The sequence below is a fragment of the Streptomyces sp. AF1A genome, from assembly GCF_047340315.1.
In the GTDB taxonomy this organism is placed as follows: domain Bacteria; phylum Actinomycetota; class Actinomycetes; order Streptomycetales; family Streptomycetaceae; genus Streptomyces.
Genome location: NZ_JBLEBI010000208.1, coordinates 1 through 11,096 on the forward strand (window position 1 = coordinate 1; position 11,096 = coordinate 11,096).

Annotated in this window: 12 protein-coding genes; 7 read left to right on the forward strand and 5 right to left on the reverse strand. The window is 70.4% G+C overall.

Annotation, left to right across the window (positions count from 1 at the left end; all coding sequences use genetic code 11):
* The 3 genes from ACLU3S_RS32510 to ACLU3S_RS32520 all read right to left on the reverse strand — a co-directional run.
* Positions 1–359, reverse strand: a 359-nt coding sequence (locus ACLU3S_RS32510) for a hypothetical protein (protein WP_413955569.1), incomplete at its 3' end; no start/stop codon positions are given.
* 186 nt (positions 360–545) lie between these two features.
* Positions 546–1,109, reverse strand: coding sequence for a hypothetical protein (locus tag ACLU3S_RS32515; protein WP_413955570.1), 564 nt, complete (start codon positions 1,107–1,109; stop codon positions 546–548).
* A 124-nt stretch (positions 1,110–1,233) separates the two neighbouring features.
* Positions 1,234–2,811, reverse strand: a complete 1,578-nt coding sequence (locus tag ACLU3S_RS32520) for a beta-N-acetylhexosaminidase (protein ID WP_413955579.1) — start codon at positions 2,809–2,811, stop codon at positions 1,234–1,236.
* Between the two features lie 204 nt (positions 2,812–3,015).
* Between ACLU3S_RS32520 and ACLU3S_RS32525 the strand changes: the two genes are divergently transcribed.
* The 7 genes from ACLU3S_RS32525 to ACLU3S_RS32555 all read left to right on the forward strand — a co-directional run bounded on the left by ACLU3S_RS32525 (position 3,016) and on the right by ACLU3S_RS32555 (position 8,471).
* Positions 3,016–3,561: a 2-oxo-4-hydroxy-4-carboxy-5-ureidoimidazoline decarboxylase gene (locus ACLU3S_RS32525; RefSeq protein WP_413955571.1), complete on the forward strand. Its 546-nt coding sequence runs from the start codon at positions 3,016–3,018 to the stop codon at positions 3,559–3,561.
* Between the two features lie 186 nt (positions 3,562–3,747).
* A complete protein-coding gene (sdhC, locus tag ACLU3S_RS32530) occupies positions 3,748–4,128 on the forward strand; it encodes a succinate dehydrogenase, cytochrome b556 subunit (RefSeq protein WP_400139049.1) in 381 nt (126 codons plus the stop codon).
* Positions 4,129–4,133: 5 nt separating this feature from the next.
* Positions 4,134–4,616, forward strand: a complete 483-nt coding sequence (locus ACLU3S_RS32535; protein ID WP_413955572.1) for a succinate dehydrogenase hydrophobic membrane anchor subunit — start codon at positions 4,134–4,136, stop codon at positions 4,614–4,616.
* Between the two features lie 19 nt (positions 4,617–4,635).
* Positions 4,636–6,390: a succinate dehydrogenase flavoprotein subunit gene (gene sdhA / locus ACLU3S_RS32540; RefSeq protein ID WP_413955573.1), complete on the forward strand. Its 1,755-nt coding sequence runs from the start codon at positions 4,636–4,638 to the stop codon at positions 6,388–6,390.
* The gene (locus tag ACLU3S_RS32545) at positions 6,390–7,169 is read left to right on the forward strand and encodes a succinate dehydrogenase iron-sulfur subunit (protein WP_413955574.1); all 780 of its coding nucleotides are present in this window, start codon (positions 6,390–6,392) and stop codon (positions 7,167–7,169) included. The genes sdhA and ACLU3S_RS32545 overlap by 1 nt, the downstream gene beginning before the upstream one ends.
* Before the next feature lie 102 nt (positions 7,170–7,271).
* A complete protein-coding gene (locus ACLU3S_RS32550; RefSeq protein ID WP_413955575.1) occupies positions 7,272–7,682 on the forward strand; it encodes a VOC family protein in 411 nt (136 codons plus the stop codon).
* Between the two features lie 36 nt (positions 7,683–7,718).
* Complete coding sequence (locus ACLU3S_RS32555; protein ID WP_413955576.1) at positions 7,719–8,471, forward strand: TetR/AcrR family transcriptional regulator; 753 nt, start codon at positions 7,719–7,721, stop codon at positions 8,469–8,471.
* Here ACLU3S_RS32555 and ACLU3S_RS32560 read toward each other — a convergent pair whose 3' ends face one another.
* Complete coding sequence (locus ACLU3S_RS32560) at positions 8,472–10,031, reverse strand: ABC transporter substrate-binding protein (protein WP_413955577.1); 1,560 nt, start codon at positions 10,029–10,031, stop codon at positions 8,472–8,474.
* A 207-nt stretch (positions 10,032–10,238) separates the two neighbouring features.
* On the reverse strand, positions 10,239–11,096 hold an 858-nt coding region (locus ACLU3S_RS32565), incomplete at its 5' end, for a metallophosphoesterase (RefSeq protein WP_413955578.1).

The following is an 11,096-nucleotide window of genomic DNA, read 5'->3' on the forward strand; positions in this document are numbered from 1 at the left end:
CCGTGGCCGCCGAAGCAGCGCCGGGCCTCGTCGATGGGGTCCCAGAGCCGGCCGTCGGGGGTGCGCACCCAGTGCTCGCCGCCGGTCGCCCACCACTCGGCGCCGGTCTGCCGGACGATCACCTCGCCGGCGTAGGCGCCGAAGCCGCGCAGCACGCTCTCGACCGCCGCGAGCGGCGGATCCTCACGCCGTATCTCGTGGATCACGCGGTCCACCCGCCACAGGCTCTGCGCCGAGTAGTCGAGCCGCACCCGGGCGCCCTCGCGCAGGGTCGCGACCGCGTCCGCCGCCCACCGCACCGGCTTCGCGGCCGCGTGCGGCCTGGTCTCCCGCCGTGCCGTCCCGTAGGGGGCCGTCACCTGAACTGTCGCATGGGCTGTCACATCGGCTGTCACATCGGCTGTCACACTGGGGAAAGCGAGCCGGGCCGGTCATCCGTCACCCGAAAACGAAACGTTTCGCCAACCGCCGCAGGATTGCCCCACGTCCACCGCAGGACAGTCACAGGACTCCCCCACGCAGCGGGTTTGCGCGCGCCGTGGGGCTCACCCGCCGTTCTCGGCACCCCGGGCCCGGCGGGAGACCACCGCGCGCAGCACCCTGCGCCCCTCGACCGACAGGTCCAGGGCGCGGCGCAGGCCCTGCGCACCGTGCCCGGCGAGCAGTTCCAGGACGGCGACCTGGCGGCGCAGCTCGGCGGCGACGAGCGGCGGGAGATCCTCCGTGTCGCCCGCCCGGCCGGCGTCGAGGCCGCCGGTGTCCGAGGTGCCGTCGGCGGCGGGGTCGAGCAGGCGGTGTATGCGCAGGGAGGCGAGCGAGCAGTCGTCGGCCCAGGACCGTACGGCGTCGGCGGTGCGCTCGGCGGGGGCCGAGTCCAGCATCCGGCGGGCGAGCAGCGCGGCCTCGTCGTCCGGCTCCGCGGCGCCGAGCGCGGCGCGCGCCTTCTCCAGGTGGGCAGCCCAGTCGGAGCCGTCGGCGAGGCTTGCCCACAGCGGGCGGAGCAGCTCGTCGTCGCCGCCGAGCAGCGGCAGACACCGATCCAAACAGGCCAAGCCGCCGGCGGCCAGTCCGCGTTCGTCAGCCTGCGCGATCAGTTCCACCAGGCTCATGAAGCCTCCCTCGCCAGGGCGCCGACCTGTACGGAGCCCGCACTTCCCCTTACTGCGTGCGACGACGCGGGAGTGTCACAGTGACCGGTTTTCGGCCAGAGGTCAACGCTGCGGACCCATTCCGTCAGCCCAGCCGGTCCGCCAGTGCCTTGAACTGCGCCCAGGACAGGGCGGGAGTGCCCGGGTCCCACAGTTTCTGCACGGTGGCCCGCAGCGGCATCCGGATCCCGGCCGCGACCTGCGCCTCCGTCTGCGCGTTCGGGAAGTCGCACCAGACCGCGAAGGACCCGCCGAGGATCTGCCCGTCGTACTGCGCCGGCACGGCGGCGGTGCCGCGCAGCACGCGCGGGTTCCACTGCTCGTAGATGCGCTGCCCCGTCGGGTAGACGAAGGTCTGCGGCTGGCCGAGGACGTAGTACAGGAACTCGTCGTTGTAGTTGAGCACCTTGCGGCCCGCCCTCAGGTACTCCACGGGCTCCCGGGCGCCGATCTCCTTGCCGGTCCAGTAGGCGACCTGGAGGTCCCCGGCGGGCTGCGCGGAGGCGCCGCGGTACAAGCCGTCGTTCCAGGCCCGCAGGGTCCTGCCGTGGGCGCGGACCGTGTCGGCCCGGTCGTTCAGCCAGCCGGTGGCCAGGTCGGCGACGGTGCCGTCGGCGCCGAACCGCTGCCGGGCGGCCGCGGCCAGCTGCGGATAGGAGGCCTGCGGGTCCTTCACGGTCAGCGCCTGGTACTCGTCCCCGCCGAGATGCCACTGGTTGCCGGTGAAGAGCCCCGCGTACTCGTTCAGCAGGTCGTCCACGAGCTTGGCCGAGGCGGGCTTGGAGATGTCGATCGCGCCCTTGGTCGCCACCCCGCTCGCGTTGCGCAACTGCAGGTCGGGGTGGGCGGCGAGGACCGCGCCCAGATGCCCCGGCGAGTCGATCTCGGGAACGACGGTGATGTGGCGGCTGCTCGCCAGGTCCACGATCCGCTTGACCTGGGCCTTGGTGAGATGGTCCGCGGAGACGATCTCCGGGTGGCTGCTGGACTCGATCCGGAACGCCTGGTCATCGGAGAAGTGCAGCCCCAGCTCGTTGAACTTCAGGTCCCCCAGCTCGCGTATCCGGTCCTCTATCCAGGTCTCGCTGAACGGCTTGCGCGCGATGTCCAGCATGAACCCCCGCACCGGCTTGGCGGGCTCGTCCCGCACCACGCCCTCCGGTGCCGTACCCCCGCCGTGGACCTCCTGCTTCAGGGTCCGGGTGCCGTAGAAGACGCCCGCGTCGCCGGGCCCGTTGATGTCGACCCGCCCGTCGCGGACGGTCATGGTGTACGACTCCCGGTTCCCGCCCCCGCCGAGCGCGAGCCGTACGTCGCCGGCCCGCACGTCGTTCTTCTGCCCGGCGTACGACAGCCCCAGCTCGCTCGCTATCAGCCGCCCCTCGTCGGCCAGCCCCGGATCGCTGACGACCACACGGTCCGACTTCTGCGGACGCCAGCCGGGGCCGCGGGCCGCGGTGTGGGACCGCACCGCGGGGATCGTCCGCGGCGCCTGGGACAACGCATAGGACCGCGTGGGCCGCGGGCTCGCCGGCGACGTGGCCGACCCGTCGGAGCCCGCGACGGACGTCCCGTCGGACCGCGACCCGCCGTCCGACGAGGCCCACACCCCGACCCCCGTACCGAGCGCCACGGTCCCGACGACCGCGGCGGCCACCGCCATCCGCTTGTGTTTCAGGTGCTGCGCCGACGCCCGGCGCCTGTGCTGCGTCACCCTGCCAACGTACGGCGGTGCGCCACTCCACTGGTCACCCGGGCGTTCTGAAACTCTCCCGTCCGAGTGAATTCCGGGCATCACACGGACACACAGTGACCACTCTCGATAACCTGACGACACACCTTTCACAGCATCCCCTGCCACGCCCATGTGACGCGAGGACCCACGCTGCCCGCCCACCGTCTCCCCTGTCTCCCCAGGCCCCTCGACGCCTTCAACGCGGCGCCCGCCGACGAGGCCCGCGCCCTGCTCCTGCGCTGCCTGCGCAGCCTGCGCTGGTCGGACCGCATCGCGGACCACCGCCCCTACCCCGACCTGGACGCCCTCCTGGCGGCGGCGGACGAGGCGGCGTACGACCTGTCCCCGGCGGATCTGTCGGAGGCCCTGGCCGCCGAGTGCCTGCCCGAGCTGCCGGAGGACACCTATTCGGCGGCCCACATGGCGCTGAGCGCGGCGCACGCGGCCTACGAGGCCCGATTCGGGCATGTGTTCGTGATCTACCTGGGCGACGCCCATCCGGACGAGGCCATCGACCGCACCCTGGAGGGCATCCGGTCACGATTGGCGAACGATCCCGACGAAGAGCGGGTCATAGCGGCGGAGGAACTCCGCCGCCTGGCCCGGGGGAGGCTGACGGCCTTCCTGAGCGGCGCGAGCACCACCCGGGCGCGCCCGCATCCGGCCGACCACGGCTGACTCCGGTGCGCCGGGCCTCCCCCTGCTAGCCCAACCGCGTGCCAGTTTGATCACACAGGTAGGCCCCCCGTAAGCCTCGCCGCGCCACACGGATACCATGCTGGGGGCCGGTGGACCGTACCCGGCCGGGCCCGACCGACAGTGAAGCCGGCGCGGCCCTAGTCCCCGCTCCCGGAGGGTTCTTCCGTGCCGGCTGGAACGCTGTACCGCGGCCGGGAAGGAATGTGGTCCTGGGTGGCTCACCGAGTCACCGGCGTCCTCATTTTCTTCTTCCTGTTCGTTCACGTCCTGGACACCGCCCTCGTGCGTGTCTCCCCCGAGGACTACGACAAGGTCGTAGCCACGTACAAGACGCCGATCGTCGCGCTTCTGGAGTACGGCCTCGTCGCCGCCATCCTCTTCCACGCGCTGAACGGTCTCCGCGTCATCGCCGTCGACTTCTGGTCGAAGGGCCCGCGCTACCAGAAGCAGATGTTCTGGGCCGTGATGGGGGTCTGGATCGTGCTGATGCTCGGGGCGATCTACCCGGTCCTCGGCCACGCCGCCCGTGTCCTGTTTGGGAGCTGACGCCGATGTCCACGACTGAAACCCCCGCTTCCGGAGTCGGCCCCGTCGAGGCGGCCGCCGTTTACTCCGTCGACAACCCGGCCCCGCTGATCGAGGCGCCGCGCAAGCGCACCAAGAAGACCCCGAAGTCGACCCGGGGCAACTTCGAGCTGGCGGCCTGGCTGTTCATGCGCCTGTCCGGCGTCGTGCTGGTCGTCCTCGTCATCGGCCACCTGCTGATCCAGCTCGTGCTGGACGGCGGCGTCTCCAAGGTCGGCTTCGCCTTCGTGGCCGGCCGCTGGGCCTCGCCCTGGTGGCAGGTCTGGGACCTGCTGATGCTGTGGCTCGCGATGCTGCACGGCGCCAACGGTCTGCGCACGGTCATCAACGACTACGCCGAGCGGCCGGCCTCCCGCATGTGGCTGAAGGCCCTGCTGTACACCGCCACGGTGTGGACCATCCTGCTGGGCACGCTGGTGATCTTCACCTTCGACCCGAACATCCGCTAGGCACGGGGCTGCGAGAATCATGAAGATCCACAAGTACGACACCGTCATCGTCGGCGCCGGCGGCGCGGGCATGCGCGCGGCCATCGAGTCGACGAAGCGCAGCCGCACCGCCGTGCTGACCAAGCTCTACCCCACCCGCTCCCACACGGGCGCCGCGCAGGGCGGCATGGCCGCCGCGCTGGCGAACGTGGAGGAGGACAACTGGGAGTGGCACACCTTCGACACGGTCAAGGGCGGTGACTACCTGGTCGACCAGGACGCCGCCGAGATCCTGGCGAAGGAGGCCATCGACGCCGTCCTCGACCTGGAGAAGATGGGCCTGCCGTTCAACCGGACCCCGAACGGCACCATCGACCAGCGCCGCTTCGGCGGTCACAGCCGCAACCACGGCGAGGCCCCGGTCCGCCGGTCCTGCTACGCGGCCGACCGCACCGGCCACATGATCCTCCAGACGCTGTACCAGAACTGCGTCAAGGAGGGCGTGGAGTTCTTCAACGAGTTCTACGTCCTGGACCAGCTGATCACCGAGGTCGACGGCGTCAAGCGCTCCGCCGGCGTCGTCGCCTACGAGCTGGCGACCGGCGAGATCCACATCTTCCAGGCGAAGGCCGTCATCTACGCCTCCGGCGGCTGCGGCAAGTTCTTCAAGGTGACCTCCAACGCGCACACCCTCACCGGTGACGGCCAGGCCGCCGTCTACCGCCGCGGGCTGCCGCTGGAGGACATGGAGTTCTTCCAGTTCCACCCGACCGGCATCTGGCGCATGGGCATCCTGCTCACCGAGGGCGCCCGCGGTGAGGGCGGCATCCTGCGCAACAAGGACGGCGAGCGCTTCATGGAGAAGTACGCTCCCGTCATGAAGGACCTGGCGTCGCGCGACGTCGTGTCCCGCTCCATCTACACGGAGATCCGCGAGGGCCGCGGCTGCGGTCCCGAGGGCGACCACGTCTACCTGGACCTGACGCACCTCCCGCCGGAGCAGCTGGACGCCAAGCTGCCGGACATCACCGAGTTCGCGCGCACCTACCTCGGCATCGAGCCCTACACGGACCCGATCCCGATCCAGCCGACCGCGCACTACGCCATGGGCGGCATCCCGACCAACGTCCAGGGCGAGGTTCTGGCGGACAACACCACGGTCGTCCCGGGGCTGTACGCGGCCGGCGAGGTCGCCTGCGTCTCGGTGCACGGCGCCAACCGCCTGGGCACCAACTCCCTGCTGGACATCAACGTCTTCGGCCGCCGCGCGGGCATCGCCGCCGCGGAGTACGCGGGGACGGCGGAGTACGTCGAGCTGCCGGACAACCCGGAGTCCTTCGTCGTCGAGCAGATCGAGCGGCTGCGCAACTCCACCGGCAACGAGCGGGTGGCCACGCTCCGCCGCGAGCTGCAGGAGACCATGGACGCCAACGTCATGGTGTTCCGCACCGAGCAGACGATCAAGACGGCGGTCGAGAAGATCGCCGAACTCAAGGAGCGCTACAAGAACGTGGCGATCCAGGACAAGGGCAAGCGGTTCAACACGGACCTCCTCGAGGCGATCGAGCTGGGCAACCTGCTCGACTTGGCCGAGGTCATGGCCGTCTCGGCCCTGGCCCGCAAGGAGTCCCGCGGCGGTCACTACCGCGAGGACTACCCGAACCGCGACGACGTCAACTTCATGCGCCACACCATGGCGTACCGCGAGGTCGGCGCCGACGGCTCGGAAACCGTCCGTCTCGACTACAAGCCGGTCGTCCAGACCCGCTACCAGCCGATGGAGCGTAAGTACTGATGGCTACCCCTGTTCTGGACAAGGAAGAGGCGGCCGGCAAGCCCGAGCCCGGTTTCGCCGACTCCCCCTACATCACGGTCACCTTCCGCATCCGCCGGTTCAACCCGGAGGTCGCGGCGGAGGCGACCTGGGAAGACTTCCAGCTGGAGATCGACCCGAAGGAGCGTGTCCTCGACGGCCTCCACAAGATCAAGTGGGACATCGACGGCACCCTCACCTTCCGCCGTTCCTGCGCGCACGGCATCTGCGGCTCGGACGCGATGCGGATCAACGGCAAGAACCGCCTTGCCTGCAAGACGCTGATCAAGGACATCAACCCCGAGAAGCCGATCACGGTCGAGCCCATCAAGGGCCTGACGGTCCTGAAGGACCTGGTCGTGGACATGGAGCCGTTCTTCCAGGCGTACCGGGACGTCATGCCGTTCCTGGTCGTCAAGGAGACGAACGAGCCCACCCGCGAGCGGCTGCAGTCGGCCGAGGACCGGGCGCGCTTCGACGACACCACGAAGTGCATCCTGTGCGCGGCGTGCACGTCGTCCTGCCCGGTGTTCTGGAACGACGGCCAGTACTTCGGTCCGGCCGCGATCGTGAACGCCCACCGCTTCATCTTCGACAGCCGTGACGAGGCGGGCGAGCAGCGCCTGGAGATCCTCAACGACCGCGACGGCGTGTGGCGTTGCCGTACGACCTTCAACTGCACGGACGCCTGCCCGCGCGGTATCGAGGTCACGAAGGCGATCCAGGAAGTGAAGCGCGCGCTGATCACGCGCCGCTACTGATCGTCCCGATCCACCCCGAGGGCCCTGCCTCCGCTGCGCCGGAAGCAGGGCCCTCGGGCGTTTTTGACCGGGTTCCGTCGCCTTCCGCTCTAATGTGACGACATGTCAGACGAAGAGTCGTACGAGCTGCTCGGGTTCGACAATGTGCTGCTGCCCGTCGGGGACCTTGCCGAGGCGGTCGGCTTCTACGAACGGGCCGGGTTCACCGTGGCGTTCCGCTTCGACGAGGCCGGCATCGCGCTGCTGAAGGTCGGCGGCGAGACGCCCGGGATCCTGCTGCGGGCCGAGGAGGCGCTGGGCCACCGGACCCCGCCCTGGCCCTCGCCGCGCATCTGGCTGGAGGTGCCGGACGCGCGGGTCGCGGCGCGCGAGCTCGTCGCCGCCGGCATCCCGCCGCTGGACGAGGTGTTCCAGGTGGCCACCGGCTGGACGGTGGAGATCGCCGACCCGTGGGGCAACATCCTCGGCCTCACGGACTACACCAAGCGCCCGGAGCTGGGCCGCCGGGGCTGAGCGGCGCCGCCGGCGGACCGCCTACGATTTCCTACCGTGCCCGCGAAGAACGACGGCCCCGAAGCGGCCGGCCCCCACAGCAGCAAGTCCGAGCAGACCCGCGCGCTGATCCTGGAGACCGCGATGCGGCTGTTCCAGGAGCGCGGGTACGACAAGACGACCATGCGGGCCATCGCCCAGGAGGCCGGGGTCTCCGTCGGCAACGCGTACTACTACTTCGAGGGCAAGGAGCACCTGATCCAGGGCTTCTACGACCGGATCGCCGCCGAGCACCAGCTGGCGGTCCGGGAGATCCTGGACCGCGAGACGGACCTGGAGGCGCGGCTCGCGGGCGTGCTCACCGCGTGGCTGGACATCGCCCGCCCGTACCACGAGTTCGCGGTGCAGTTCTTCAAGAACGCCGCCGATCCCGACAGCCCGCTCAGCCCCTTCTCACCGGAGAGCGAGCACGCCCGCGAGCAGGCGATCAGCGTGCACCGCGAGGTCCTGGCCGGCTCGAAGTCCAAGGTGGCGCCCGAACTCAGGGAGGTCCTCCCGGAGTTGATGTGGCTGTCGCAGATGGGCCTGGTCCTGTACTGGGTCTTCGACCGCACCGAGGACCGCGAGCGCAGCTACCGGCTGGCCCGGCGCGGCGCCCGCCTCACCGCCCGCGGGGTGGCCCTGGCCCGGTTCCGGGTGCTGCGCCCCCTGGTCCTGGAGGTCCACGAGCTGTTCACGGACTTCCTGCCGGGCATGACCAGGGTGCTGCCGGACCCGGGGGCCAGGGGGCGGGACGAGAGGTCCGGCTGATCAGATCCAGTCCAGGCGCCACAGGCGGAACACGCCGGTGCCGTCGTCCAGGTACTGGCCGCCGCCCACGTCCTCGGTGCTGACCACGTACTCCTTGCGCTGCCACAGCGGGATCAGCGGCACGTCCGTGGCCACGTCCGCCTGGATGTTCCGGAAGTCGTTGGCGGCGCGGGTGCGGTCGGGGTACTGCTGGCTGTCCCGGATGAGCCGGTCGACGTCCTTGTTGCTGTACCCGGTGGCCATGGTGGAGCCGGTGCCGACCAGCGGGCTGCCGAAGGTGTCCGCGTCGGGGTAGTCGGCGACCCAGCCGACCGCCCACGCGTCCATCTTCCCGGCGGCCCACCGCTTCTGGAAGTCGGTCCACTCGTAGCCCTTGACGTCCACCTTGAACAGGCCGCCCGCCTCCAGCTGCCGCTTCAGCGCGGCGGCCTCCTCCTTGCCCGCGCCCCGGCCGATGCCGTACCCGAAGGTGAAGCGCACCGGCAGGGTCACCCCGGCCTGGGTGAGCAGTTCGCGGGCCTTCTTGACGTTCTGCGTCGGGTAGTCGTCGAAGAAGGACGTGGTGTGGCCGGTGATTCCGGTCGGGATCAGCGAGTACAGCGGTTCGACCGTGCCCTGGTACACCGTGGCGGCCAGCTGCTCGCGGTTGACCAGCCAGGCCATCGCCCGGCGCACCCGCACGTCGTGCAGCGGGGAGCCGGCGCGGGTGTTGAGGTACAGGTTGCGGGTCTCGGAGCTGTCCGACTCGTTGACGCGGTTGTCCGGGTCGCTGGGGTTGAGCCCCGAGAGCACGTCCGGCGACAGGGTCCGGGTCGCGACGTCGACCTGCTTGGCCTTCCAGGCGCTGTCGAGCTTGGCGGAGTCGGCGTAGTACCGCAGCGCGATCGGGCGGCCGGTGCGGCTGAGGTAGCCCTTGTAGCGCTTGTTCGGCGCGAGGTCGGCCTGCTTGTCCTTGGTGTACGAGGTCAGCGTGTAGGGGCCGGTGCCGTCGACCGCCGTGCCGGTGCGCAGGGCGCGTGCCGGGTACTTGTCCTTGTCCACGATGGAGCCGGCGCCGGTGGCGACCTTGAACGGGAAGGTGGCGTCCGGCGACGACAGGTGGAAGGTGACCGTCTTCGCGTCGTCCGCGGTGACCGAGGCGAGCGTCGAGAACAGGGACGCCGGGCCGACATCGGAGTTGATCTTCTTGACCCGGTCGAAGGAGTACTTCACGTCCTGCGCGGTCATGACGCGCCCGCTCGGGAAGGTGATGCCGCTGCGCAGCGTGCACCGGTACGTCTTCAGGCCGCTGCCCTTGAAGCCACAGCTCTGCGCGGCGTCCGGCACCGGTTGGACCCCGCCCGGCTCGAACGTCAGCAGCGTCTGGAAGACGCTGCTGAACAGCGCCCAGGAGCCCACGTCGTAGGCGCCGGCCGGATCGAGCGCCGTGACGGCGTCCGTCGTCCCGACCGTGATGGTCTTGTTCTTGTTCTCCTGCGACGGCAGCAGCTGCCAGCCGCCGGCTCCCACGACCGCGAGTACGAGCAGTGTCATGAGAATCCGCATGCGAACAGATCGCATGGTGGTGCCCTCCCCAGGCCTGTGAAGGCCCTACCCCTGGCCCAGCACGATTTCGCCACTCCCCTAAGCGGCGCGGCTCACCTAATCACACGTGTTTCACCTGGGGGAAGGGCTTTCTGCCCAGATGAAAAGAACTTACCGAGGTGTTGTTCCTCCTCAGGTTTCACAGCGTCCCCACAGACGTGGAGCGCCCGGCCACAGCTGTGTTCAGGCCCGGGTGGCGAACAGTTCGATCACCGTCACGTCCGACGGCGCCCCCACGCGCGTGGGCGGCCCCCAGGCGCCCGCGCCGCGGGTGACGTACAGCTGGGTGTCGCCGTAGCGGTCGAGACCGGCGACGGTCGGATTGGCGGCGGCGGCAAGCAGGTTGCCCGGCCAGAGCTGGCCGCCGTGGGTGTGGCCGGAGAGCTGGAGGTCGACGCCGTGGCGGACGGCCTCGTGGATCTGCACCGGCTGGTGGGCGAGCAGCACGCACGCGCGTGCGGTGTCCCGGTCGCCGAGCGCCTTGCCGAAGTCCGGCCCCTGCCCCTGGCTCGCGCCCTGCAGGTCGTTCACGCCGGCCAGGTCGAAGTACGGCAGCTCGGTGCGGGCGTTCTCCAGCGGGCGCAGCCCGAGCCTGCGCACCTGTTCGACCCACTGCTCCGCGCCGGAGAAGTACTCGTGGTTACCGGTGACGAAGTACGCGCCGTGCCGCGCCCTGAGCTGCGCGAGCGGCGCGGCGGCCGGCCCGAGGTCCTTGACCCTCCCGTCCACCAGGTCACCCACGACCGCGATCAGATCGGGCTGGGTGCCGTTGACCGTGTCGACCACCCGCTGCGCGAAGCCCCGCCCGAGGATCGGCCCCAGATGGATGTCACTGACCACAGCGATCCGGAACCCGTCCCCCGCCCGCGGCAACTTGGCCAGGCCCACCCGGACCCGCTTCACCCGCGGCCCCCGCAGCACCCCGTAGGTCCCTTGTCCCACGGTGCCCGCAGCGACAGCGGCGGCCGCGCCGCCCACCACCCGGGAGACGAAGAGACGACGGCTCGGGGCGGGGTCCGGGGCGGTGGGCCCCGGTGGGGT